We start from the raw sequence: 26,597 nt of genomic DNA on the forward strand, positions 1-26,597 counted from the left end.
CGTATTGCATTGCTTTACGGTTTCGCGTTGTCTGTCGTTGCTTCTTGCAGGTTCGGCCCTCTCCGGCGAAGCGCCGGTTGTTCATGAGGACGTGCCCGAACCCTAAATGGTTCATGCCTGGAAGGGAACGTGATGTTTGCTTCACTCCAACGAGCGATCGAACATCCGTACGGGCCTGCACTAGGCTGAAGGATCACGAGGGTGGCGTTACATCGGCTCTACCAGGCCTCGGTACCCTCTGACCGGCACCCGAGCCACCCCTGCGCCCGACCGGGCCAGAAAAGAAATTCAGCGAGGAGCGAACTGCGTGACCGCCGACACGTCCGTGCCTTCCAGCGCGCTGCTGTCCGGAGCAGACCGGGACGCATCCAACTACACCGCGCGGCACCTGCTCGTCCTCGAGGGCCTCGAGGCCGTCCGCAAGCGCCCCGGCATGTACATCGGGTCCACGGACAGCCGTGGTCTCATGCACTGCCTCTGGGAGATCATCGACAATTCCGTCGATGAGGCCCTGGGGGGCTACTGCGACCACATCGAGGTGATCCTCCACGAGGACACCTCCGTGGAGGTCCGCGACAACGGCCGGGGCATCCCGGTCGACGTCGAGCCGAAGACGGGGCTGTCCGGCGTCGAGGTCGTGATGACCAAGCTGCATGCCGGCGGCAAGTTCGGCGGCGGCTCGTACGCGGCCTCCGGCGGCCTGCACGGCGTCGGCGCCTCCGTCGTCAACGCGCTCTCCGCCCGCCTCGACGTCGAGGTCGACCGCAACGGCTCCACGCACGCGATCAGCTTCCGGCGCGGCGTCCCGGGCATGTTCACGGAGCAGGGGCCCGACAGCCCCTTCGACCCGGCCAACGGCCTGCGCAAGGGCAAGCGCGTCACCAAGGGCCGCACCGGCACCCGGGTGCGCTACTGGGCCGACCGGCAGATCTTCCTGAAGGACGCCCGGCTGACGCTGGACACGCTGTACCAGCGGGCACGGCAGACGGCGTTCCTGGTTCCGGGCCTGACGATCGTGGTCCGTGACGAGCGGGCCCTGGAGGGCGCGGGCAAGACGGAGGAGACCTTCCGCTTCGACGGGGGCATCAGCGAGTTCTGCGAGTACCTCGCGCAGGACAAGGCCGTCTGTGACGTGCTGCGGCTGACCGGTTCGGGGACCTTCAAGGAGACCGTCCCGGTCCTGGACGAGCGCGGGCACATGACCCCCACCGAGGTCACCCGTGAGCTGGGCGTGGACATCGCGCTGCGCTGGGGCACCGGGTACGAGAGCGCGGTCAAGTCCTTCGTCAACATCATCGCCACGCCCAAGGGCGGCACGCACATCTCCGGCTTCGAGCGCTCGGTCACCAAGACGGTGAACGAGGTGCTGCGCTCGGCGAAGCTGCTGCGGGTGGCCGAGGACGACGTGGTCAAGGACGACGCGATGGAGGGCATGACGGCTGTCGTGACCGTCCGTCTCGCCGAACCCCAGTTCGAGGGCCAGACCAAGGAGGTCCTGGGGACCTCGGCGGCCACCCGGATCGTCGCCGCCGTGGTCGCCAAGGAGCTGAAGGCGTTCCTGACCTCCACCAAGCGCGATGACAAGCAGCAGGCCCGCTCGGTGATGGAGAAGATCGTCGCGGCGGCGCGGACGCGGATCGCGGCCCGCCAGCACAAGGAGGCACAGCGCCGCAAGACCGCGCTGGAGTCCTCCTCGCTGCCCGCGAAGCTGGCCGACTGCCGCAGCGACGACGTGGAGCGCAGCGAGCTGTTCATCGTCGAGGGCGACTCGGCCCTGGGCACCGCGAAGCTGGCGCGCAACTCCGAGTTCCAGGCCCTCCTGCCGATCCGCGGGAAGATCCTCAATGTCCAGAAGTCGTCGGTCTCGGACATGCTCAAGAACGCCGAGTGCGGCGCGATCATCCAGGTCATAGGAGCCGGATCGGGCCGCACCTTCGACATCGACGCCGCCCGGTACGGGAAGATCGTCCTCCTGGTCGACGCCGATGTGGACGGCGCCCACATCCGCTGCCTGCTGCTGACCCTCTTCCAGCGCTACATGCGCCCGATGGTCGAGGCGGGCCGGGTCTTCGCGGCCGTACCCCCGCTGCACCGGATCGAGCTGGTCCAGCCCAAAAAGGGCCAGGACAAGTACGTCTACACGTACTCCGACAACGAGCTGCGCCAGACGCTGCTGGAGTACCAGCGCAAGAACATCCGCTACAAGGACACCATCCAGCGGTACAAGGGCCTCGGCGAGATGGATGCCGACCAGCTCGCGGAGACCACGATGGACCCGCGTTTCCGTACCCTGCGCCGGATCAACATCGGCGACCTGGACTCGGCGGAGTCGGTGTTCGACCTGCTCATGGGCAATGAGGTGGCGCCCCGCAAGGAGTTCATCACCAGCTCGGCGGCGACGCTGGACCGCTCCCGCATCGACGCCTGATCAGCTCCCGCGCCGACGCCTGGTCCGCGGCCGGGCCGACGCCCGGCCCGGCCGGGTTCTCTTCGCTTCCGCACCCGTCCATCACCTGATGGAGTGAAGAGAACCCGGACACCGGTCCTGAACCCTTCCCTCCGCACATCCTTGGCGGTACGCGGCCACTGCGGCCGGCGGACAAGGAGAGCCCGGTGGACAAGCAAGAAGGGCGCGATGCCGGAACGATAATCCGGTATGACGACCCCTGGTACGAGGCCCTCGCCGCGGGCTGGGGCGAGGGCGAGGGGGAGGCCGACGGGGACGGCCGGCCGCCCGGCCCGCGCTCGGCCACCACGCCCGACGACGGGCGGCGCGACCCCCGGGCGGCCGACATCTACCTGGAGGTGCAGCGCAGCGCCGCCTTCCAGGAGGTTCGCAGCCGCTACCGCGGGTTCGTCGTCCCGGCCACCCTCGGCTTCTTCCTCTGGTACCTCGCCTACATCGTCGCGGCGACCGCCGCGCCGGGGCTGATGGCCCGCCCCGTCGTGGGCGCCGTCAATGTGGCCCTGCTCGCCGGACTCGGCCAGTTCCTCAGCACCTTCCTGCTGACCTGGGCGTACACCCGGCACGCGCGGCTGCGCCGGGACCGCGCCGCCCTCGATCTGCGGTGGACCGTCTTCGAGCAGGAACGGGACCAGGAGCGCAACCGGGGGGCGGACCGGTGACCACCGAACACCAGACGCTCGCGCTCATCCTGTGCAGCCTCTTCATCGCGGTCACCCTGGGCATCACCACCTGGGTGAGCCGCAACCGGCACGGGTCGGCGGAGGAGTTCTATGCCGGGGGGCGGCTGTTCTCCCCTCTGGAGAACGGTTTCGCCATCGCGGGCGACTACATGTCCGCCGCGTCCTTCCTCGGCATCTCCGGTCTGATCGCCCTCTTCGGCTACGACGGCCTGCTCTACTCCGTCGGGTTCCTCGTGGCCTGGCTCGTGGTGCTGTTCCTGGTCGCCGAGCTGGTGCGCAACTGCGGCCGGTTCACACTTGCCGACGTGGTCGCGGCCCGGATGAGCGAGCGGCCCGTCCGGATCGCCGCGGGCGTCTCGTCCGTCACCGTCTCGGTGCTGTACCTGGTGGCGCAGATGGTCGGCGCGGGCAGCCTGATCGGCCTGCTGCTCGGCAATTCGAGCACCGGCGCCCGGACCCTGACCGTGATCGGGGTCGGCGCGCTGATGGTGATCTATGTGTCCTTCGGCGGCATGCGCGCCACCACCTGGATCCAGATCGTCAAGGCGGTCCTGCTGATGGGCGGTGCCATCGCGCTCACGGTGCTCGTCCTGCTCCGCTTCCACGGCGACTTCAACCACCTGCTGACCAGCGCGGCCGAGCGCAGCGGCCACGGCAAGGCGTTCCTGAGCCCCGGGCTCAAGTACGGCGGGGACTGGACGGCGCGCTTCGACTTCATCAGCCTCGGGCTCGCGCTCGTCCTCGGCACCGCCGGACTGCCGCACATCCTGTCGCGCTTCTACACCGTGCCGACCGCACGGGCGGCCCGCCGCTCGGTGGTGTGGGCGATCGCGCTCATCGGGGGCTTCTACCTGATGACGATCGTGCTCGGCTTCGGGGCGGCCGCGCTGCTGGGGCCGGAGCAGGTACGGGCCTCCAACGCCTCCGGGAACACGGCGGTCCCGCTGCTCGCGGCCTACCTCGGCGGAGGGGCCGACTCCACCGGGGGCGCGGTCCTGTTCGCGATCGTGGCGGCCATCGCGTTCGCGACCATCCTCGCCGTGGTCGCCGGGATCACGCTGGCCTCGTCCGCGTCCGTCGCGCACGACCTGTACGCCTCGCTCAAGCGGCGCCACGCCCGCCAGCGCAGCGAGGTGACCGTGGCCAGGGCGGCGGCGGTGGGCATCGGGGCGGTCGCGATCGCCCTCGGGCTGCTCGCCCAGGACCTGAACGTGGCGTTCCTGGTGGGGCTGGCCTTTGCGGTGGCCGCGTCCGCGAACCTGCCCGTCCTGCTGTACTCGCTGTTCTGGCGGGACTTCACCACGCGGGGCGCCGTCTGGTCGGTGTACGGGGGGCTCGTCCCGGCGATGCTGCTGGTGGTGCTGTCGCCGGTGGTCTCCGGCAGTCCCGACGCCCTGTTCCCGCACGTGAACTTCCAGTACTTCCCGCTGCAGAACCCGGGGCTCGTCTCGATCCCGCTCGGCTTCCTGGCGGGCTGGCTGGGCACGGTCACCTCGGCCGAGGTTCCGGACGAGGCCAGGCACGCCGAGACCGAGGTCCGCTCCCTGACCGGCGCCGGAGCGGTGTGAGGCTCAAAACACCCCCTAGGGGCGCGCGGTCGGGACCCAGGTGTAGCGGTGCTCGGGGCGGCCGGTCTCCCCGTACCGCAGGGAGAGCCGGACGCGGTCGCTCCGTTCGAGGAGCTTCAGATAGCGCTGGGCGGTCTGCCGGCTGATGCCCGCGCGGTCGGCGATCTGCTGGGTCGAGAGCGGGCCGTCGGCGGTCCGCAGCACCTGGCGGACGAGGTCGGCGGTGGTGGGGGAGTGGCCCTTGGGGAGTTCGTTGGGGGTGGCGGCCCCGGCGAGGGCTCCGAAGATGCGGTCCACCTCGGCCTGTTCGGCCTCGCCGCCCCCGCCCAGCGCGCGGCGCAGGGCCGCGTACGCCTCCAGCTTGGCGCGCAGCCCGGCGAAGGTGAACGGTTTCACCAGGTACTGGAGGGCGCCGAGCCGCATCGCGGCCTGCACCGTGGCCAGGTCCCGGGCGGCCGTCACCATGATCACATCGGTCTGATGGCCGAGCCGGCGCAGTGATCCGACCAGGTCGAGTCCGCTGCCGTCCGGCATGTAGTGGTCCAGCAGGAGCAGGTCCACCGGCCGGTCCGGCGCGCTCGACGTGATGAACTCCAGCGCCTCGGCGGCCGCATGGGCCTGGCCCGCGACCGTGAAACCGGGCACTTTCGCCACGTAGGCCGCGTTGATCCGGGCCACCAGCGGGTCGTCGTCCACGACCAGGACCCGCAGCGGGGAGCCGCTCATCGCAGGGCCTCCGGCAGCTCGACGGAGAATTCGGCCCCGCCGTCCGCCCCCTCACCGGCCCGGGCGCTGCCGCCCTGGCGCTGCGCGAGACGGCGTACGAGCGCCAGCCCCAGCCCGCGCTCGCGGTGCCCGCTGGGCAGCTTCGTGGACCAGCCCTCGGTGAAGATCTCCTCGCGGCGGTCGGCGGGGACCCCGGGGCCGCTGTCGCGCACCCGCAGCACGGCGGTGCGGCCCTCCGCGCGCAGCTCCACCTCGACCAGCGGGTCGGCCGAGCCGACCGCGGCGTCGAGGGCGTTGTCGACGAGGTTGCCGACGATGGTCACGAGGCCGCCGGGGTCGACCAGCCGGTCCGGCAGCAGCGTGGCGGGGGCGAGGCGCAGCGGAACGCCCCGCTCCGCGGCGACGGTGGCCTTGCCCACCAGCAGCGCGGCCAGCAGGGGATCGTGGACCTTCTCGGTGACCTGTTCGGCGGTGCTCCGGTGCACGCCGACGACCTCGGTGAGGAACTCCGAGGCCTCCTCGTGCAGGCCGAGTTCCAGCAGCCCGAGCAGGGTGTGCAGGCGGTTGGCGTGCTCGTGGTCCTGGGCGCGCAGGGCATCGATCAGGCCACGGGTGGAGTCGAGCTCGCGGCCCAGGTGTTCCACCTCGGTGCGGTCGCGCAGGGTGGCGACGGCGCCGCCGTCCTCGGTGGGCATGCGGTTGGCGAGCAGCACGCGGGAGCCCTGGACGGTGAGCAGGTCCCGCCCGGTGACCCGGCCCGCCAGCACCTCGGTGGTCCGCCCGGGGCCGAGCAGCTCCTCAAGGGGGCGGCCGGCCGCGTCCGGGGCGCCGGGGGCGAGGCCCAGCAGCCGTGCGGCCTCGTCGTTGACCAGCCGGACGCGGCCCGTGCGGTCCAGGGCGACCACGCCCTCGCGGATGGAGTGCAGCATCGCCTCGCGCTCGGCGAGCAGTCCGGCGATATCGGAGAAGGCCAGGTCACGGGTCTGCCGCTGGATCCGGCGGGAGAGCAGGAAGGCGGCGAGGGCGCCCACCGCCAGCGCGCCGCCCGCGTAGGCGAGCAGCCCGGGGATGGCGCCGACCAGCCGGTCGTGGACGTTGTCGTAGGCGATGCCGACGGAGACGGCGCCGACGATCTCGCCGTCGGCGGCGACCAGCGGGACCTTGCCGCGGGCGGAGCGGCCGAGGGTGCCCTCGTCGATTTCCATGACCTCGCGGCCCGCCAGTGCGTCGCCGGGGTCGGTCGAGACGCGCCGCCCGATGAGTGCGGGGTTGGGGTGGGAGCGGCGGATGCCCCGGAGGTCGACGACGACGACGTACTCGGCTCCGGTGGCGCGGCGGATCCGTTCGGCGGTGGCCTGAACACGCCCTTCCGGGCTGGGCGGGCCGGCCAGGAGGGCCGTGGGCAGGTCGGGGTCGGCGGCGGCGGCCTGCGCGATGGCGAGGGCGCGCCGCATGGCCTGGTCGTCGAGCTGGTTGCCGAGCGGTGCCAGGAAGAGGCCGGTGGCCAGAACGGCGACCCCGGCGGCTATCGCCAGCTGGGTCAGCAGGATCTGGGAGACGGCCCGCCGGGGGCGGCCGAAGCGCCGGGCGCCGGCCGCGCCGGTGGCACTGGTGAGGGGGAACCGCATGAGTACGAACCGTAGGGCGGGTTCCGCTTTTTAGGAATTTCCATGGGGCACGCAAATTACTTGCGGTACTTGCGCGCTGCTTGCGCAAGCGCTTCAGCAGGGAAAGTGCGGTCATGACCGTAGACGACTGACCAAGGCTCTGCAATTCTCGCACCGCAGTACGCAAAATCCTATGTCACCTGGTTCAGAAAACTCATGTCGAGGGACGAGGACGTATGAGAAGGCACAGCTGGAGATGGCGGGTCCTGGCCGCCCTGGTCAGCACGGCCCTGCTGATGCTCGGCGGGCCGGCCCTGACCGCCACGGCCGTGGGCGGCCCGGGCATCGCCGCGGGCAGGCCCGCATCCGCGAGCAGTACCAACGGCTCCTTCACGGCCGCCAACATCACCGACGGCAACCAGTCCACGTACTGGGAGAGCGCGGGCAGCACCTTCCCGCAATGGGTGCAGACCGACCTCGGTGCCACCACCCGGGTCGATCAGGTGGTGCTGAAGCTCCCCGCGGGCTGGGAGAACCGCAACCAGACCCTGTCCGTACAGGGCAGCGCCGACGGCACCGGCTTCAGCACCCTGGTCGGCTCGGCGACCTACACCTTCGGCCCGGGCAGCGGGAACACCGTGACCATCGGCTTCCCGGCCACCCAGACCCGGTTCGTCCGGATCGACATCACCGCCAACACGGGCTGGCCGGCCGCCCAGCTCGCCGAACTGGAGGTCCGGGCACCCGGTGAGTCCTCGGACAACCTGGCCCTGGGCAAGACCCTGACCGCCAGCAGCAACACGCAGGCCTACGTCGCCTCCAACGCCAACGACGGCAACCGCGCCAGCTACTGGGAGAGCGCCAACAACGCGATGCCGCAGTGGATCCAGGCCGACCTCGGGGCGTCGCTGCGCGTGGACCGGGTGGTCCTGCGGCTGCCCGAGAACTGGGGGGCCCGCACCCAGACCCTCAAGATCCAGGGCAGCGCCAACGGCACCGACTTCACCGACCTGACCGCCTCCAAGGGCTACGACTTCAACGCGGCCAACGGCAACACGGTGCCCCTCACCTTCGACGCCACCACCACCCGTTACGTCCGGGTCCTGATATCGCTGAACAGCGTGCAGCCCGGCGGCCAGCTGTCCGAGCTGGAGATCTACGGTCCCCAGTCCGGGGACACCCAGGCGCCGACCGCCCCCACCGCGCTGGCCTACACCGAGCCCGCCACCGGACAGATCAAGCTCACCTGGCAGCCGGGCACCGACAACACCGGCGTCACCGGCTACGACGTCTACGCCGACAACCAGCTGCGCACCAGCGTGGCGGGCGACGTCACCACCTACACCGACACCCAGCCCGCCGGTGCGACCGTGACCTACTACGTCCGCGCCAAGGACGCCGCCGGGAACCAGTCGCCGAACAGCAACAGCGTGACGCGCGCCGGTGACACCGGGGACACCCAGGCGCCGACCGCCCCGGGCGCCCTGGCCCTCACCGAGCCCGCGGCCGGACAGATCAAGCTCACCTGGCAGGCCTCCGGCGACAACGTCGGCGTCACCGGCTACGAGGTGTACGCGAACAACCAGCTGCGCACCACCGTCGCGGGCGACGTCACCACCTACACCGACGCCCAGCCCGCCGGTGCGACCGTGACCTACTTCGTGCGGGCCAAGGACGCCGCGGGCAACCGGTCCGGCGACAGCAACTCCGTCACCCGCAACGGGACCGGGGGCGGCGGCTCCAACCTGGCCGTCGGCAAGGCGATCACCGCCTCCTCCGTGGTGAACTCCTTCGTCGCGGAGAACGCCGACGACAACGACCCCGCCACCTACTGGGAGGGCGCGGGCGGCGCCTACCCGAGCACCCTCACGGTCAGGCTCGGCGCCAACGCGGACCTGGACCGGCTGGTCCTCAGGCTCAATCCCGACAGCAGCTGGGGCACCCGCACCCAGCACATCGAGGTGCTCGGCCGCGAGCAGGCGGCCCCGGGCGTCACCAGCCTGGTCGCCGCCAAGGACTACGTCTTCAACCCGGCGTCCGGCAACACCGTCACCATCCCGCTGACCGCCCGCGTCGCGGACGTACAGCTGCGCTTCACCGCCAACTCCGGCGCGGGCAACGGCCAGATCGCCGAGTTCCAGGTCATCGGCGTCCCCGCGCCCAACCCCGATCTGGAGATCAGCGCGCTGAGCGCCGCCCCGGCCGCCCCGGTCGAGTCGGACACCGTCACCCTGGCCGCCACGGTCAAGAACACCGGCCCCGCCCCGGCCGCCGCCACCGCGGTGACCTTCCAGCTGGGCGGCTCCAAGGTCGCCACCGCCAACGTCCCGGCCCTCGCCGCGGGAGCGCAGGCGAACGTGAGCGCCGCCATCGGCCCGCGCGACGCGGGCAGTTACCCGCTGAGCGCGATCGTCGACGAGGCGAACGCGGTCATCGAGCAGAACGACACCAACAACACCTTCACCGGATCGCCCCTGGTGATCCGCCCGGTGGACAGCTCCGACCTGGTGGCCGTGGCCGTCAACTGGACCCCGAGCGCACCGGCCGTGGGTCAGAGCGTCGCCTTCTCCGTCACGGTGAAGAACCAGGGCAGCGTGGCCGCCGCCGGCGGCTCGCACGGCATCACCCTCACCCTGCTGGACGCGAACGGAGCGACCGTCCGCACCCTGACCGGTTCCTTCAGCGGCGCCCTCGCCCCCGGCGCCGCCGCGGCCCCGGTCGCCCTCGGCAGCTGGCCGGCGGCCAACGGCAAGTACACCGTCAAGGTGGTCCTCGCCGACGACGCCAACGAACTTCCGGTCAAGCGCGCCAACAACAGCAGCACCACCTCCTTCTTCGTCGGCCGCGGGGCGAACATGCCCTTCGACACGTACGAGGCGGAGGACGGTGCCGTCGGCGGCGGCGCGAGCGTGGTCGGCCCGAACCGCACCATCGGCGACATCGCGGGCGAGGCCTCCGGGCGCAAGGCCGTCAGCCTCGACGCGACCGGCGAGTACGTCGAGTTCACCACCCGGGCCGCCACCAACACCCTGGTCGCCCGCTTCTCCATCCCGGACGCCCCGGGCGGTGGCGGCATCGACTCCACCATCGACGTCTACATCAACGGCACCCTGAAGAAGACCCTCCCGCTCACCTCCAAGTACGCCTGGCTGTACGGCGCCGAGGCCTCCCCGGGGAACTCGCCCGGCTCCGGCGCCCCGCGCCACATCTACGACGAGGCCAGCGTCCTGCTGGGCGAGACCGTCCCGCCGGGCAGCAAGATCCGCCTCCAGAAGGACGCGGGCAACACCTCCACCTACGCCATCGACTTCGTGAGCCTGGAGCAGGCCACGGTGATCCCCAACCCGGACCCGGCGACGTACGCCGTGCCGGCCGGATTCGGTCACCAGGACGTGCAGAACGCCCTGGACAAGGTCCGCATGGACACCACCGGCAAACTCGTCGGCGTCTACCTGCCGCCGGGTGACTACGACACGGCGAGCAAGTTCCAGGTGTACGGAAAGGCCGTGCAGGTGGTCGGCGCGGGCCCCTGGTTCACCCGCTTCCACGCCCCCGCCGCGCAGGACAACACCGACATCGGCTGGCGGGCGGAGGGCACGGCCAAGGGCTCGTCCTTCTCCGGCTTCGCCTACTTCGGCAACTACACCTCGCGCATCGACGGCCCCGGCAAGGTCTTCGACTTCTCCAACGTCACCGACATCACCATCGACAACATCTGGGACGAGCACACGGTGTGCTTCTACTGGGGAGCCAACACCGACCGGATCACCATCAAGAACTCCCGGATCCGGGACACCTACGCCGACGGCATCAACATGACCAACGGCAGCACGGACAACCTCGTCTCCAACAACGAGGCGCGCTCCACGGGCGACGACAGCTTCGCGCTGTTCTCCGCGATCGACGCGGGCGGCGCGGACATGAAGAACAACGTGTACGAGAACCTGACCACGCTCCTGACCTGGCGCGCGGCCGGAGTCGCGGTCTACGGCGGGTTCAACAACACCTTCCGCAACATCCTGATCGCGGACACCCTCGTCTATTCGGGCATCACCGTCAGCTCGCTGGACTTCGGGTATCCGATGAATGGATTCGGCACCGACCCGACGACCTTCGAGAACATCTCGATCATTCGCGCCGGCGGTCATTTCTGGGGGGCGCAGACCTTCCCGGGAATCTGGATCTTCTCCGCCTCGAAGGTGTTCCAGGGGATCCGGATCAACAACGTCGACATCGTCGATCCGACCTACAGCGGCATCATGTTCCAGACCCAGTACATCGGAGGACAGCCGGTCAATCCCATCAAGGACACGATCCTGCGCGACATCACCATCACGGGCGCCAAGAAGAGCGGCGACGCCTACGATGCCAAATCGGGCTTCGGCCTCTGGGCCAACGAGATGCCGGAAGCGGGACAGGGCCCCGCGGTCGGTGAAGTCGAGATCCACAACCTCCGGATGAGCGGCAACGCCGTGGACGTGCGGAACACGACCTCGACGTTGAAGATCAACCAACTGCCGTAACGGTCCCCCCGAAGAGAGCCGGTAAGAGAGCCGGTAAGGGAGCCGGTAAGAGGGCCGAAGACTAGCGCAAGCGACTTGCGTCGCTTGCGCTAGTCTTGCGCTCATGACGCGACGACTTGCTCAGGTAGCGAAGAAGGTGGGAGTCAGCGAGGCCACGGTCAGCCGGGTGCTCAACGGCAAGCCGGGCGTCTCGGACGCGACCCGCCAGTCCGTGCTCACCGCTCTCGACGTTCTCGGCTACGAGCGGCCCACCCAGCTGCGCGGCGAGCGCGCCCGGCTGGTGGGCCTGGTCCTGCCCGAACTCCAGAACCCCATCTTCCCGGCCTTCGCCGAGGTGATCGGCGGCGCCCTGGCCCAGCAGGGGCTGACCCCGGTGCTCTGCACCCAGACCACCGGCGGGGTCTCCGAGGCGGACTACGTCGAACTGCTGCTCCAGCAGCAGGTCTCCGGCGTGGTCTTCGCCGGCGGGCTCTTCGCCCAGGCCGACGCGCCGCACGAGCACTACCGGCTGCTGTCCGACCGCAAGGTCCCGGTGGTGCTCATCAACGCCTCCATCGAGGACCTCGGCTTCCCCTGCGTGGCCTGTGACGACGCCGTCGCGGTCGAACAGGCCTGGCGCCACCTGGCCTCCCTGGGGCACGAGCGGATCGGCCTGGTGCTGGGGCCGCCCGACCACATGCCCTCGCTGCGCAAGCTCGTCGCGGCCCAGTCCGTCGCCGCGGCGGCCGGCACCGAGCTGCCCGCCGCCCACGTCGAACGGACGCTGTTCTCCCTGGAGGGCGGGCACGCGGCCGCCTCCCGGCTGCTGGACCGCGGGGTCACCGGCATCATCTGCGCGAGCGATCCGCTCGCCCTGGGGGCCGTACGGGCGGCCCGCCGCCGGGGTCTGGACGTGCCCCGGCAGGTCTCCGTGGTCGGCTACGACGACTCGGCGTTCATGAACTGCACCGAACCCCCGCTGACCACCGTCCGCCAGCCCATCGAGGCCATGGGCCGGGCCGCCGTGGAGCTGCTGACGGCGCAGATCCAGGGAGCCGCCGTACAGCCCGGCGAGCTGCTCTTCGAGCCGGAGCTGGTGGTGCGCGGCTCCACCGCGCAGGCCCCGCGCGCCTAGGCGGTCCGGCTCCGGGCGCCGCCGTCCGGCCATACGGCAGGGTCCCCGTACGTCCACGTGACGTACGGGGACCCTGTTTTTGCGTGCGACGACACAGCCGATGCGATCCGTCCTGTCAATGTATTACGAAGTCTGCGCGAGATATTGCGTTCATCTGTGGCTGGTGGTTGAGTGTGCCGCGCTCGCCCCCACGCACTCCTGCTCGATGCTCGAAGGGGTCCACCGATGAGAAGCAACACCCGCCGCACCGTCGCGGCTGCCCTCGTCTCCGCGCTCGCCGTCACCGCCCTCGCGGCCTGCGGTACGAGCAGCAGCGGCGACGGCAAGGCGGACAAGGCGACGCCCGGCGCCTCCGCCGACGCCTCCGCGCCGCTCGACCCGAACACCAAGGTCACGATCACCATCGACTGCATGCCGCCCGCGGCCAAGGCGGCCGAGCTGAAGGAGTGGAAGGCGGACGTAGCGGCGTTCAAGAAGATCTACCCGAACGTCACGATCGACGGCCGCTCCACCCCCGGCCAGTGCCTGGAACCCCCGCGGTTCACCGCGATGCTCAAGGCGAAGTCCCAGCCGGACGTGTTCTACACGTACTTCACCGACCTGGCGCAGGTGCGCGACAACGACGGGGCCGAGGACATCTCCGCGTACGTCACGCAGAAGTCGGTCCCCGCGATCGACACCATCGACAAGAACGTCATGAACATCCTGAAGCAGGACGGGAAGCTCTACGGCCTGCCGACCAGCAACTACACGATGGGCCTGCTGGTCAACCGCAAGCTGTTCACACAGGCCGGGCTCAACCCCGACACCCCGCCGCGCACCTGGGACGAGGTCCGCGCCGCCGCCAACAAGATCGCGGCCCTCGGCAACGGCACCGCGGGCTTCGGCGAGTACAGCGTGGAGAACACGGGCGGCTGGCACTACACCGCCACCCTGTACGGCATGGGCGGCGACGTCGTCGGAGCCGACGGCAAGGCAGCCTTCAACAACCCCGCCGGCCGCCAGATCGTCGAGAACCTCAAGGCGATGCGCTGGCAGGACGACAGCATGGGCAAGACCCAGCTGCTCAAGTGGGGTGACCTGCAGAAGCAGATGGCCTCGGACAAGCTCGGCATGTTCCTCGCCGCCCCGGACGACATCACGTACATGGTCCAGCAGCTCGGCGCGAAGTACGACAACTTCGGGATGGGACCGCTGCCCGGCGGTGCGTCCACCCTCTCCGGCGGCAACGCCTACATGATCAAGAAGGGCAGCTCGCCCGACAAGATCAAGGCGGCCATCGCCTGGCTGAACTTCAAGACCCTCACGGTCGGCAAGGGCCAGTTCGACTTCGCGCGCAGCAAGGCCGACGGCCTCCCGGTCGGCCTGCCCCAGCCCGCCTTCTTCACCGGCGCCGCCAAGGACCAGAGCGACGCGCTGAAGGCCGCGAGCGCCACGATGCCGGTCGCCAACTTCAAGTCCTTCCTGGACAACCCGGTGCCGCCCAAGGCCGAGCCCGCCAAGGCCCAGGAGGTCTACAAGGTGCTCGACAAGGTGATGTCGGGCGTCCTCACCAACAAGGACGCCGACCCCGCGCAGCTCCTCGGCGACGCGGAGAAGGCGGTCAACCAGGTGCTGGGCAACCAGTAGTGCGGCGCCGGGCGGGCCCGGGGTCCCTCCCCGGCCCGGTCCCGCCCGCCCCGCCCCGCCCCATGTTCAGCGTTCAGCCAGCCCTGCGACCGACCGAGGAGCGGCGATGTCGGCCCCCACCCTGCCCGGATCCAGAGAGGCCTTCGTCCGGGCATTCAAGCGGAACGTTTCCGCCCACGGATTCCTGATCGGCGCGGTCCTGTGTTTCGCCTTCTTCTCCTGGTATCCGATGGTCCGGGAGTTCGTACTGGCCTTCCAGAAGACCGAGAACGGCGTCACCAGCTGGGCCGGTCTCGATAATTTCCGCTACGTCTTCAACGACCCGAGTTTCTGGCAGGCCTGGCGCAACACCCTGCTGTTCACGGGCCTCGCGCTCGTCTTCGGCTTCGCGGTTCCCTTCGTCGTGGCCGTCGTCCTCAATGAATTCCGCCACGCGCAGGGCTTTTTGCGGCTGCTCGTCTACCTTCCGGTCATGATGCCGCCGGTCGCCTCGGTGCTGCTGTTCAAATACTTCTACGACCCGGGCTACGGACTGTTCAACCGGATCCTCGTCTTCCTCCACCTGCCGGCCCAGGACTGGCTCCAGTCCACCGACACCGCCATGCTCTCCGTGGTCCTCGCCGCCACCTGGATGAACATGGGCGGCGCGACCCTGATCTACCTCGCCGCCCTCCAGGGCATCCCGGGCGAGCTGTACGAGGCCGCCGAACTCGACGGCGCGGGCCTGCTCCGCAAGATCTGGCACATCACCATCCCGCAGACCAAGCTGATCCTCTCGCTGATGCTGCTCATGCAGATCATCGCGACGATGCAGGTCTTCGTGGAACCGTTCCTGCTCACCGGCGGCGCGGGCCCCGAGGGCTCCACGACGACCGTGGTGGTCCTCATCTACCAGTACGCCTTCAACTTCAACCAGTACGGCGGCGCCGCGGCCCTGGGCCTGTGCCTGCTCGTCCTGCTCGCGGGCTTCTCCGCCGCGTACGTCCGGCTGAGCCGCGACAACGAGAACTGACCCGAGACGCGAAAGGACCGGAGCCCGAACATGGCAGAGCGCACGCTGATCTCGCCGGCCCAACTGGGCCGGACCCGGGGGAAGATCCTCTACTGGACGGTCCTCGTCCTGGTCGTCGGCGGCTTCACCCTCGTCTTCCTCGGTCCCCTGTACTGGATGGTCGCCAACGGCCTCAAGAGCACCGAGGAGTTCGCCAAGGTCCCGCCCACCCTGGTGCCCGGCTCCCTGCACACCGGCAACTACACCAGCGCCTGGAAGGTCATGGACCTGGCCAAGCTGCTGTTCAACACCCTCTACTACGCCTTCGGCGCACTGGCCTTCCAGCTGGTCCTCGACGTCGCGGCCGCCTACTCGCTCTCCCGGCTGCGCCCGGTCTTCGGCAAGGCCGTCCTCGGGATGATGCTGGCGACGCTGATGATCCCGGCCACCGTGCTCGTCGTACCGCAGTACCTGACCGTCCTGGACATGCCGCTCATCCAGCGGAACCTCCTGAACACGCCCTGGGTGATCTGGCTCCCGTCCGTGACGAACGCCTTCAGCATCTTCCTGCTGAAGCGGTTCTTCGACTCGATCCCCCAGGAGATCCTCGACGCGGCCTCCATCGACGGCGCGAGCGCCCTGCGCACCCTGCGCTCCGTCGTCCTGCCGATGTCCCGGCCGATCCTCGCAGTCGTGTCCATCTTCGCGATCGTCGGCGTCTGGAAGGACTTCCTCTGGCCGATGCTCACCCTGCCGGACCCGGCCCTGCAGACGCTCAACGTCGGCATCTACTCCCTGTCGACCGGAGTGCCCGAGAACCACCTGATCGCGGCGCTCGCCATGGCCTGCGCACCCACGCTCATCGTGTTCCTGATCTTCCAGCGCAACATCATGAGCGGCCTCACGGCGGGCTCCCTCAAGGGCTGACCACCCTCCTCCGCCCCGTGTGAAAGGACCACCCCTCGTGGCCGACTTTCCCCTGCCCGCAGCCGCCGCCGACTGGTGGCGCAGCGCGGCGATCTACCAGGTGTACCCGCGCAGCTTCGCCGACGGCGACGGCGACGGCACGGGCGACCTCGCGGGTGTCCGCGCCAAGCTGCCCTACCTCGCCGAACTCGGCGTCGACGCACTGTGGTTCACGCCCTGGTACCTGTCCCCGCTCGCCGACGGCGGCTACGACGTGGCCGACTACCGCACCATCGACCCCGCCTTCGGCACCCTGGACGAGGCGGAGAAGCTCATCGCCGAGGCCACCGGCCTGGGCATCCGCACCATCGTCGACATCGTCCCGAACCACGTGTCCGACCAGCACGCCTGGTTCCGCGCCGCACTCGCCGCCGGGCCCGGCAGCCCGGAGCGCGAACTCTTCCACTTCCGCCCCGGCCGCGGGGCCCGCGGCGAACTGCCCCCGGGCGACTGGCCCTCGCAGTTCGCCGGGGCGACCTGGACGCGGGTACCGGACGGGGAGTGGTACCTGCACCTGTTCACCCCCGAACAGCCCGACCTCAACTGGGCCCACCCCGCCGTCCGCCGCGAGCACGAGGACGTCCTGCGCTTCTGGTTCGAACGCGGAGTGGCGGGCGTACGGATCGACTCCGCGGCCCTGCTCGCGAAGGACCCCGCCCTGCCCGACCTGGCGGGCCGCCCCGGCGAACCCTGGCCCGGCGAGATCCACCCCTACATCGACCGGGACGAACTCCACGACATCTACCGTTCCTGGCGGGCCATCGCCGACGAGTTCGGCGCCGTCTTCGTCGGCGAGGTCTGGCTGCCCGACTCCGAACGCTTCGCCCGCTACCTGCGCCCCGACGAACTGCACACCGCCTTCAACTTCTCCTTCCTCAGCTGCCCCTGGGACGCGGACCGGCTGCGGACCTCCATCGAGGAGACCCTCGCCGAACACGCCCCCGTCGGCGCCCCCGCCACCTGGGTGCTCTGCAATCACGACGTGACCCGCACGGTGACGCGGTACGGGCGCCACGACACCGGATTCGATTTCGCGGCCAAGGTCTTCGGCACCCCCACCGACCTGGCCCTCGGCACCCGCCGGGCACGTGCCGCGGCCCTGCTGACCCTGGCCCTGCCCGGCGCGGTCTACGTGTACCAGGGCGAGGAACTCGGCCTGCCGGAAGCCGAGGTCCCGCTCGACCGGATCCAGGACCCCATGCACTTCCGCTCCGGCGGCCGCGACCCCGGCCGGGACGGCTGCCGGGTGCCGCTGCCCTGGTCCGCCGAGCCCTGGCAGGACCCGTGGCTGCCGCAGCCGGAGCACTGGGCGACGTACGCCGCGGACCGGCAGGCCGAGGACCCGGAGTCGATGCTCACCCTCTACCGGCTCGCCCTGGGCCTGCGCCGGGCCGCGCGCGGCTTCGGGGCGGGCTCGATGGAATGGCTGCACGCACCGGACGGGGTGCTGGCCTTCGCCCGCCCCGACGGCCTGGTGTGCGTGGTCAACCTGTCCGGCCCGCCGGTGCCGCTGCCCGGCCACACCAGGCTCCTGCTGAGCAGCGCTCCCCTGGATGACGCGGGGCTGCTCCCGCAGGACACGGCGGCCTGGCTGCGGACCTGACGCCGCAGCCAGGCCGCCGGTACCACCCGTGCACGTCCCCCCACGCATGGAGAGGCCCCCTGCATGAGCCGCATGAGCCGCACGAGCCGCACGAGCCCAGTACCTCGCCCGGCACCACCCCGCGGCAGGCCGGCGCGCGCCGCGTTCTTCGCCGCCCTGGCCACCACGATCCTCGGAACCGCCGCCGCCCTGCCCGTCCTCACGGCGGCGGCCCCGGCCGCTGCGGCCTCCGCCGCCGCCCTGTCGCCCCTGGACGTCCAGGGCCGCGGGGCCACCGTCCCCTTCACCGAGCAGGAGGCGGAGGGGGCGGCCACCAACGGGTCCGTGATCGGCCCCGACCGTACCTACACGACCCTGCCCGCCGAGGCCTCCGGCCGCAGCGCGGTCCGGCTGGACGCGGCGGGTGAGTATGTCGAGTTCACCCTGACCAAACCCGCCAACGCGATGAACGTCCGCTACTCCGTCCCGGACAACGCGGCGGGTACGGGCATCACGGCCCCCGTGGAACTGAAGCTGGACGGGACCAGGCTCAAGGACCTCGACTTCACCTCGAAGTACAGCTGGTACTACGGCAGCTATCCGTTCACCAACCAGCCGGGCGAGAAACCGCACCACTTCTACGAGGAGACCCGGACCCTGTTCGGGAGGACCCTCCCCGCGGGCGCCAAGGTCCGGCTCACCCTGGCCCAGACCGCGGCCACCCCCTGGGCGGTGGTCGACCTCGCCGACTTCGAGCAGGTCGCGGACCCGGCGGCGCGGCCCGCCGGCTCGCTCTCGGTCACCGACTTCGGGGCCGACCCGAACGGCTCGGCCGACTCCACGGCCGCCTTCCAGCAGGCCGTGGACGCGGGAGCGGCCCAGTCGAAGGAGGTGTGGATCCCGCAGGGCACCTTCAAGCTCACCGATCACGTGGTCGTCGACAAGGTGACCCTGCGCGGCGCCGGACCCTGGTACTCCGTCCTCACCGGCCGGCACGCCACCGACCGGGGCCGCGCCGCCGGGATCTACGGCAAGTACGCGCGCGGCGGCGGGTACGGCGGCCAGATCCGCCCGTACGAGGACAACGGCCCCAGCCGCAACGTGACGCTCAAGGACTTCGCGATCATCGGGGAGATCGGTGACCGGATCGACGACGACCAGGTCAACGCCATCGGCGGGGCGATGACGGACTCCGTCGTCGACGACGTCTGGATGCAGCGGACCAAGGTCGGGGCCTGGATGGACGGCCCGATGGACAACTTCCACATCAGGAACAGCCGGATCCTCGACCAGAGCGCGGACGGGGTGAACTTCCACTGGGGCGTCACGAACTCCTCGGTCGAGAACACCTTCCTGCGGAACACGGGGGACGACGGCCTGGCCATGTGGGCCGACACCAAGGCGAACGTCGGGAACTCGTTCAGCCACAACACCGTGGTGGCGCCGGTCCTGGCCAACAACATCGCGGTCTACGGCGGCAAGGACATCAGCGTCACCGACAACGTGGCCGCCGAGACCCTGACCAACGGCGGCGGACTGCACGTCGGCAACCGCTACCCCGGGGTCACCGCGGGGCAGGGCACGGACGTCCAGGGCACCTTCACGCTCGCCCGCAACACCCTGATCAGGACCGGGAACACGGACTACGGGTGGAACTTCCCGATCGGCGCGGTCTGGTTCGACAGCCGGAACAGCTCCATCGACAAGGCCACGATCAACGTGACCGACAGCGACATCCTGGACAGCTCCTACGCGGCGGTGCACTTCGTCTCCGGCACCACCAAGGGCGTCCGCCTCGACAACGTGAACATCGACGGGACGGGGACCTTCGCGCTCCAGTTCAACGACCCGGCCGAACTGTCCATGACCAACGTCAGGGCCACCCGGATCGGCTTCGGAGAGCCGGTCTACAGCTGCCTCGGCGCGCAGCTGAAACTCACCCAGGGAACCGGGAACTCCGGGTGGAACGGGAAGCTGCCGAACACCTACTGCGGGCCGTTCCCGCCCGCGAACCAGCAGCCGGGACCGGACCCGACCCCGACCCCGACGGCGCCGACCCCCACGCCCACCGCGACCCCGACCCAGACTCCCACGCCCACTTCGACACCCACGCCCACCCCGACCCCCACTCCCGACCCGACGCGCAACCTGCTGCGGGGCCGCCCGGTGACCGAGACTTCCCACACCCAGGTCTACGACGCGGCCAAGGCCGTCGACGGTGACCCGGGCAGCTACTGGGAGAGCGCCAACAACGCCTTCCCGCAGTCGCTCACGGCCGACCTCGGCGCCGCGGCGCACGTCGAGCGCGTCGTGCTCAAGCTGCCGCCGCCGGCCGCCTGGGGGGCCCGTACCCAGACCCTGGCGGTCCTCGGCAGCGCCGACGGCACGGCCTTCACCACGCTCGTCGCGGCCCGGGACTACCGCTTCGATCCGGCCACCGGCAACCAGGTGACCATCGCCCTCCCCGCGGGCGCCGACCCGCGCCACCTGCGGGTGACCGTCACCGGCAACACGGGCTGGCCGGCCGGTCAGATCGGCGAGTTCGAGGCCTACGCGGGCTGACCCGGCCCGCGTGCGGCCCGCGTACCCGGACCCCGTCCGTCACGGCATCGGCTGTGGCGGGCGGGGCCCGTCGTACAGCCCGCTCGGCCGCATCCGCAGCGGCCGCTCCTGGTACTCCTCCAGCGCGTGCGCGATCCAGCCCGCGGTACGGGCCACCGCGAACACGGTCTCGCCCGCCTCCGCGGGCATCCCGCAGGACACCGTCAGGACGGCCAGGGCCAGGTCCACGTTCGCGTGCAGCCCGGGGCGGCGGGCCGCCACCGCGCCGACCACGTCCCGGGCCGCCGCCAGCGCGGGCCCGGCCTGCGGCAGTGCCTCCAGCCGCGCGAACAGCGCGGTCGCCCGCGGGTCCTCGCCCCGGTAGAGCCGGTGCCCGAGCCCCGGCACCCGCCGCCCGGCCCGCAGGTGGTCGGCCACCACCGGCGCGGCCCCGCCCCGTTCGACCACCTCCACCAGCATCCGGTGCGCGAGCCGCCCGGCCGCCCCGTGCAACGGGCCTTCGAGCGCGCCGAGTCCGGCCGACACCACCGCGTACGGATGCGCCCGCGCCGAGGCCGCCACCCGTACCGCCAGGGTCGAGGCGGCCAGGTCGTGGTCGATGAGCAGCGCCAGCGCCAGGTCGAGCACGTCCAGCGCGAGCGGATCGGCCTCCCGCGCGGTCAGCGTGCTCCACAGCCGCCAGGCCAGCGGGCCGCTCCCGCGGTGCGCCCGCCCCACCACCGGCAGGGCGCCGACGAGCGTGGGGATCAGGCAGCGCGCCGAGCCGAGCACGGCCTCCTCGGACAGGTCGAAGCGCAGCGGATCGGCCACCGCGGCGGCGGCCGTGGCCACCCGCAGCCGGTCCAGCGGGCCGCTGTGCTCCGGCAGGGCCGCCACCGCCCGCAGGGCGGCGGCCAGCATCGGCTCCGGGGCCTCGAACCGGATCCCGTGGTGCAGGGCACCGGTCCAGAGCCAGTCGGCGACCTCCTCGTAGGAGTGCCGGGCGGCCAGCTCGGTCGCCTCGACGCCCCGGTACCAGTAGCGGTCGTCCTCGATCAGCGTGATCCCGGTGCGGACGGCGAGTTCGCCGCCGGAGGCGGCCCGGGGGAGCGCGGCCTCCCGGCGGGTGCGGCGCGCCAGTTCCTCGACCTCCCGGGCGGCGAAGGTGCTGCCGCGGCCGACGGGGTCGCGGCGGCTGGTGAGCTGGCCGCGGCTGACGTAGGCGTAGACGGTCGCGGGCTTCACCCCGAGCAGCTCGGCGGCCTGCCGGGTGGTGAGCCGCCGCTCGTCCGGGCCGTCGGAGGCGTCGGTGGCGTCGGGGTCCTCGTGATCCATGGATCCCAGCCTACATATATTGATTCAATCAATATTGACAGTGATTCAATCCATCATGGATGGTCGGTCCATGGACACCAACCTCAGCACCGCCACGGCACCCCGTGGGCTCGCCGGAGTCGTCGTCACCGAGACCGCCCTCGGCGACGTCCGGGGCCGCGAGGGCTTCTACCACTACCGCCAGTACTCGGCCGTCGACCTCGCCACGAGCCGGACCTTCGAGGACGTCTGGCACCTGATGTTCCGCGGCTCGCTGCCCGGGCCCGCCGAACGCGCCGCCTTCGCCGCCGACATCGCCCCGCTGCGCCACCTGCCCGCCGACGTCCGCGGGGCGCTGCCCGCCCTCGCCCGGGCCACCGCGCTCTCCGGACCGCTCGCCGGTCTGCGCACCGCGCTCTCGCTGCTCGGCGCGTCCGCCGGGTTCCGCCCCGTCTACGACCTCGTCCCCGAGCGCCGGGCCGCCGACGCGCTGGCCGCGTGCGCCGCCGTACCCACCCTGCTCACGGCGCTGCACCGGCTCGGCCAGGGGCTGGAACCGGTGGAGCCGCGCGACGACCTCCCGTACGCCGCCAACTACCTGTACATGCTGACGGGCGAGGAACCCGACCCGGTCCGCGCCCGGGCGGTCGAGCGCTACCTGATCTCCACCGTCGACCACGGCTTCAACGCCTCGACCTTCACCGCCCGGGTCATCGCCTCCACCGGCGCCGACGTCGTGGCCTGCCTGACCGGTGCGATCGGCGCCCTCTCCGGCCCGCTGCACGGCGGCGCCCCCAGCCGCGCCCTGGACACCCTCGACGCCATCGGCACGGCCGACCGGATCGGCCCGTGGATCCGCGAGCGCGTGCTCGCGGGGGAGCGGATCATGGGATTCGGCCACCCCGTCTACCGCACCGAGGACCCGCGTTCGCGCATGCTGCGCGAGATCGCGCTGCAGTTCGGCGGCCCGCTCGTCGACTTCGCCGTCGAGGTCGAGCGGCAGGTCGAGGAGATCCTCGCCGAGCTGAAGCCGGGCCGCGAACTCCACACCAACGTCGAGTTCTATGCCGGTGTGGTCATGGAACTGTGCGGACTGCCCCGCGAGATGTTCACCCCCACCTTCTGCGCGGCGCGCGTGGTCGGCTGGAGCGCGAACGTGCTGGAGCAGGCGGCCGACTCGAAGATCATCCGGCCCGCCGCCCGTTACGTCGGCCCGACCCCGCCGCAGCCGGTGCCCCCGCTCGGCTGACCCGCACTCCCCGCTGACGCGCACGCCCTACCATCGACCGGATGAGCACCAGCCAGCCCATCCCCGTCGTCGTCCTCGCCGGATTCCTCGGATCCGGCAAGACCACCCTGCTCAACCACCTCCTCGCGCACCGTGCGGGGACCCGGATCGGGGTGGTCGTCAATGACTTCGGCTCCATCGAGATCGACGCGATGTCGGTCGCCGGGCAGGTCGGCGACTCGATGGTCTCCCTCGGCGGCGGCTGCCTGTGCTGCGCGGTGGACGGCAGCGAGCTGGACGCGTACCTCGCCAAGCTGGCCGATCCCGCCCACCGCATCGACGTGATCGTCATCGAGGCGAGCGGCCTGGCCGAGCCGCAGGAGCTGATCCGGATGCTGGTGGCCGGGGAGAACCCGGACGTCCGCTACGGCGGCATGGTCGAGGTCGTCGACGCCGCCGAATTCGACGCGACGCGGAGCAGGCACCCCGAGACCGACCGGCACCTCGCCGTCGCCGACCTCGTCGTGCTCAACAAGACCGACCGGGTCGACGCCGCCGAGCGTGCCCGGATCGAGTCCGTGCTCGGCGGGCTGTGCCCCGGGATCCCGCTCGTCGCGGCCGACCACGGCCGGATCGACCCCGAGCTGCTCTTCGACCGCAGGCCCTGGACCGAGACGCGCGGCCAGCTGTCCTTCGAGGACCTGCTGACCCGGGCCGCCGACGAGGGCGAGGACGGGGACCACAGCGGGCACGCGCACAGCCAGTACGAGACGACCGAGTTCGCCGTGGACGGGGCGCTCTCGCCCCGCCGGTTCATCGACTTCCTCGACGCCCGCCCCGCCGGGCTCTACCGGATCAAGGGCTTCGTCCACTTCGGCGTGCCGGGCCACGAGGAGAAGTACGAGGTCCACGCCGTCGGCCGGTTCCTGCGCTTCGCCCCGCTGCCCTGGGCCCGGGCCGAACCCCGGCGCACCCAGCTCGTCCTCATCGGTTCCGGCACCGACGGCCCCGCCCTGCTGAGCGGGCTGGAGGCGTGCCGCGAGAGCGCCCCGCAGGACGCCCCCGCGAGGAGCATGTGGGGCGTCCTGCGCTACGTCCGCCAGGACCCGGAGGCCGCCGAGGCCCCCGAGTCCCCGTAGGACCGGCTAGAGCACCGCTCCGGCCAGCGCGGTCACCGTCGCCGGAAGCGGGGTGCCCGAGCCGTCGCGGCGCGGGTCCGGCTCCGGCAGCGCGGCCGGGGCGCCGTTCGCCCCCGCCGCCCGGGCCGGGGTACCGCCCGCCCAGGCCAGCACCAGCACGTCCTCGCCCTTGAGGAACCGCTGGCAGCGCACGCCACCGGTGGCCCGGCCCTTGCGCGGGTACTGGTCGAACGGGGTGAGCTTGCCCGACTGCACCGAATCGTCCAGGGTGCCGTGCGAACCGGCCACCGTGAACACCACGCCGTCGCCCGCCGGGTCCACCGCCGAGAAGTGGATCACCTTGGCGTTGTCGGAGAGCTTGATGCCCGCCATGCCGCCCGCCGGGCGGCCCTGCGGACGGACCTGCCCCGCCGGATAGCGCAGCAGCTGGGCGTCGTCGGTGATGAAGACCAGGTCCTCCTCGCCCGTGCGCAGTTCGACCGCGCCGACGATCCGGTCACCGTCCTTGAGGGTGATGACCTCCAGCTCGTCCTTGTTGGCCGGATAGTCCGGTACGACCCGCTTGACCACGCCCTGCTCGGTGCCGAGGGCGAGGCCCTGCGAGGACTCGTCCAGCGAGGTGAGACAGATCACCGTCTCGTCCGCCTCCAGCCCGGACAGGAACTCCGTGACCGGGGCCCCGCCCGCCAGGTTCGGCGCCGCGTGCGTGTCCGGCAGCTGCGGCAGGTCGATCACCGCGAGCCGCAGCAGCCGCCCGGCCGAGGTGACCACGCCGACATCGGCCCGCGCGGTCGCCGCGACCTGCGAGACGATCAGGTCGTGCTTGGCCCGGGCCGCGCCGTCCTCGGCGACCGCGAGCGGCTCGCCGTTGGCCGTACGGGCCAGCAGGCCCGTGGAGGAGAGCAGCACCCGGCACGGGTCGTCCGCGACCTCCAGCGGAACCGCCGCGACCGTCGCGCCCGCCGACTCCAGCAGCACCGTGCGCCGCTCGGTGCCGAACTTCTTCGCGACCGCCGCCAGTTCGCTGGAGACCAGCTTGCGCAGCTCGGTGTCCGAGTCCAGGATCCCGGTCAGCTCGTCGATCTCGCCGTTGAGCCGGTCCTGCTCGCTCTCCAGCTCCAGCCGGTCGAACTTGGTGAGCCGGCGCAGCGGGGTGTCCAGGATGTACTGGGTCTGGATCTCGCTCAGCGAGAACCGCTCGATCAGCCGGGCCTTGGCCTGCGCGGAGTTCTCGCTGTCGCGGATGAGCCGGATGACCTCGTCGATGTCGATGAGGGCCACCAGCAGGCCCTCGACCAGGTGCAGCCGGTCGCGCCGCTTGGTGCGGCGGAACTCGCTGCGGCGGCGCACGACCTCGAAGCGGTGGTCGAGGTAGACCTCCAGCAGCTCCTTGAGGCCCAGCGTCAGCGGCTGACCGTCCACCAGCGCGACGTTGTTGATGCCGAAGGACTCCTCCATCGGCGTCAGCTTGTACAGCTGCTCCAGCACGGCCTCGGGGTGGAAGCCGTTCTTGATCTCGATGACCAGGCGCAGGCCGTGCGAGCGGTCCGTGAGGTCCTTCACATCGGCGATGCCCTGGAGCTTCTTCGAACCGACCAGGTCCTTGATCTTCGCGATGACCTTCTCGGGGCCGACCGAGAAGGGCAGTTCGGTGACGACCAGGCCCTTGCGGCGGGCCGTCACGTTGTCCACGGAGACCGTGGCGCGGATCCGGAAGGTGCCGCGCCCGTTCTCGTAGGCGTCCTTGATGCCGGACAGGCCCACGATCCGGCCGCCGGTCGGCAGGTCCGGACCCGGGATGAAGCGCATCAGCGCCTCCAGGTCCGCGTCCGGATAGCGGATCAGGTGCCGGGCGGCGGCGATGACCTCGCCCACATTGTGCGGGGGCATGTTGGTGGCCATGCCGACCGCGATCCCCGACGCGCCGTTGACCAGCAGGTTCGGGTACGCCGCGGGCAGAACCGCGGGTTCGAGCTCCTGGCCGTCGTAGTTCGGGGTGAAGTCGACGGTGTCCTCGTCGATGGACTCCGTCATGAGCGAGGCGGCGTCGGCCATCTTGGACTCGGTGTACCGCATCGCGGCGGGCGGGTCGTCGTTGCCGAGCGAACCGAAGTTGCCGTGGCCGTCGACCAGCGGCAGGCGCATCGAGAAGGGCTGGGCCATGCGCACGAGGGCGTCGTAGATCGACGCGTCACCATGCGGATGGAGCTTGCCCATGACCTCGCCGACGACGCGGGCGCACTTCACATAGCCGCGGTCGGGGCGCAGCCCCATCTCGTTCATCTGGTACACGATGCGGCGGTGTACCGGCTTCATGCCGTCCCGGGCGTCGGGCAGGGCGCGGGAGTAGATCACCGAGTACGCGTACTCGAGGAAGGAGCCCTGCATTTCGTCGACGACGTCGATGTCGAGGATCTTCTCCTCGAAATCCTCCGGCGGCGGGGTCTTCGTGCTGCGGCGGGCCATCGCTGCGCGGCTCCTTAACCATGGTGATGGGGGCTGGGTCTGACGCGGACCATTGT

Annotated in this window: 16 protein-coding genes; 12 read left to right on the plus strand and 4 right to left on the minus strand. The window is 71.0% G+C overall.

Annotated features, from left to right (window positions below):
• Positions 1-307: 307 nt before the first annotated feature.
• The 3 genes from OHS33_RS27425 (at position 308) to OHS33_RS27435 (ending at position 4,715) form a co-directional block, all read left to right on the plus strand.
• Positions 308-2,428: a DNA gyrase/topoisomerase IV subunit B gene (locus OHS33_RS27425; RefSeq protein WP_330333067.1), complete on the plus strand. Its 2,121-nt coding sequence runs from the start codon at positions 308-310 to the stop codon at positions 2,426-2,428.
• 185 nt (positions 2,429-2,613) lie between these two features.
• Positions 2,614-3,126, plus strand: a complete 513-nt coding sequence (locus tag OHS33_RS27430; protein WP_330333068.1) for a DUF485 domain-containing protein — start codon at positions 2,614-2,616, stop codon at positions 3,124-3,126.
• Positions 3,123-4,715, plus strand: coding sequence for a solute symporter family protein (locus OHS33_RS27435; protein ID WP_330333069.1), 1,593 nt, complete (start codon positions 3,123-3,125; stop codon positions 4,713-4,715). The genes OHS33_RS27430 and OHS33_RS27435 overlap by 4 nt, the downstream gene beginning before the upstream one ends.
• Before the next feature lie 15 nt (positions 4,716-4,730).
• On the opposite strand, the gene OHS33_RS27440 is transcribed toward OHS33_RS27435, so the two are convergent.
• Together OHS33_RS27440 and OHS33_RS27445 are read right to left on the minus strand one after the other, a co-directional pair.
• The gene (locus tag OHS33_RS27440) at positions 4,731-5,441 is read right to left on the minus strand and encodes a DUF7342 family protein (RefSeq protein ID WP_330333070.1); all 711 of its coding nucleotides are present in this window, start codon (positions 5,439-5,441) and stop codon (positions 4,731-4,733) included.
• A complete protein-coding gene (locus tag OHS33_RS27445) occupies positions 5,438-7,069 on the minus strand; it encodes a sensor histidine kinase (protein ID WP_330333071.1) in 1,632 nt (543 codons plus the stop codon). The genes OHS33_RS27440 and OHS33_RS27445 overlap by 4 nt, the downstream gene beginning before the upstream one ends.
• 215 nt (positions 7,070-7,284) lie before the next feature.
• On the opposite strand from OHS33_RS27445, the gene OHS33_RS27450 reads away from it, so the two are divergent.
• The 7 genes from OHS33_RS27450 to OHS33_RS27480 all read left to right on the plus strand — a co-directional run bounded on the left by OHS33_RS27450 (position 7,285) and on the right by OHS33_RS27480 (position 20,415).
• Complete coding sequence (locus OHS33_RS27450) at positions 7,285-11,571, plus strand: discoidin domain-containing protein (protein WP_330333072.1); 4,287 nt, start codon at positions 7,285-7,287, stop codon at positions 11,569-11,571.
• Between the two features lie 103 nt (positions 11,572-11,674).
• Complete coding sequence (locus OHS33_RS27455; protein WP_330333073.1) at positions 11,675-12,685, plus strand: LacI family DNA-binding transcriptional regulator; 1,011 nt, start codon at positions 11,675-11,677, stop codon at positions 12,683-12,685.
• Between the two features lie 225 nt (positions 12,686-12,910).
• A complete protein-coding gene (locus OHS33_RS27460) occupies positions 12,911-14,314 on the plus strand; it encodes an ABC transporter substrate-binding protein (RefSeq protein ID WP_330333074.1) in 1,404 nt (467 codons plus the stop codon).
• A 106-nt stretch (positions 14,315-14,420) separates the two neighbouring features.
• Positions 14,421-15,326 carry a carbohydrate ABC transporter permease gene (locus OHS33_RS27465; protein WP_330333075.1) on the plus strand — a complete coding sequence of 302 codons (906 nt, stop codon included), beginning with the start codon at positions 14,421-14,423 and terminating at the stop codon, positions 15,324-15,326.
• Positions 15,327-15,356: 30 nt separating this feature from the next.
• On the plus strand, positions 15,357-16,232 hold the full coding sequence (locus tag OHS33_RS27470; RefSeq protein WP_330333076.1) for a carbohydrate ABC transporter permease: 876 nt from the start codon (positions 15,357-15,359) through the stop codon (positions 16,230-16,232).
• Between the two features lie 37 nt (positions 16,233-16,269).
• Entirely contained in the window at positions 16,270-17,874 is a 1,605-nt protein-coding gene (locus tag OHS33_RS27475; RefSeq protein ID WP_330333077.1) for a glycoside hydrolase family 13 protein, read from the plus strand.
• 63 nt (positions 17,875-17,937) lie between these two features.
• A complete protein-coding gene (locus tag OHS33_RS27480) occupies positions 17,938-20,415 on the plus strand; it encodes a discoidin domain-containing protein (protein WP_330333078.1) in 2,478 nt (825 codons plus the stop codon).
• A 39-nt stretch (positions 20,416-20,454) separates the two neighbouring features.
• Here the strand turns inward: OHS33_RS27480 and OHS33_RS27485 are convergent, their stop codons facing one another.
• On the minus strand, positions 20,455-21,729 hold the full coding sequence (locus OHS33_RS27485; RefSeq protein WP_330333079.1) for a citrate synthase: 1,275 nt from the start codon (positions 21,727-21,729) through the stop codon (positions 20,455-20,457).
• Between the two features lie 70 nt (positions 21,730-21,799).
• Between OHS33_RS27485 and OHS33_RS27490 the strand changes: the two genes are divergently transcribed.
• Positions 21,800-22,957, plus strand: coding sequence for a citrate synthase/methylcitrate synthase (locus tag OHS33_RS27490; RefSeq protein ID WP_443065362.1), 1,158 nt, complete (start codon positions 21,800-21,802; stop codon positions 22,955-22,957).
• A gap of 41 nt (positions 22,958-22,998) precedes the next feature.
• On the plus strand, positions 22,999-24,075 hold the full coding sequence (locus OHS33_RS27495) for a CobW family GTP-binding protein (protein WP_330333081.1): 1,077 nt from the start codon (positions 22,999-23,001) through the stop codon (positions 24,073-24,075).
• 6 nt (positions 24,076-24,081) lie between these two features.
• Here OHS33_RS27495 and OHS33_RS27500 read toward each other — a convergent pair whose 3' ends face one another.
• On the minus strand, positions 24,082-26,541 hold the full coding sequence (locus tag OHS33_RS27500) for a DNA gyrase/topoisomerase IV subunit A (RefSeq protein WP_330333082.1): 2,460 nt from the start codon (positions 26,539-26,541) through the stop codon (positions 24,082-24,084).
• Positions 26,542-26,597 lie beyond the last annotated feature (56 nt).

Origin of the sequence: Streptomyces sp. NBC_00536 (genome assembly GCF_036346295.1) — a bacterium.
Taxonomy (GTDB): domain Bacteria; phylum Actinomycetota; class Actinomycetes; order Streptomycetales; family Streptomycetaceae; genus Streptomyces.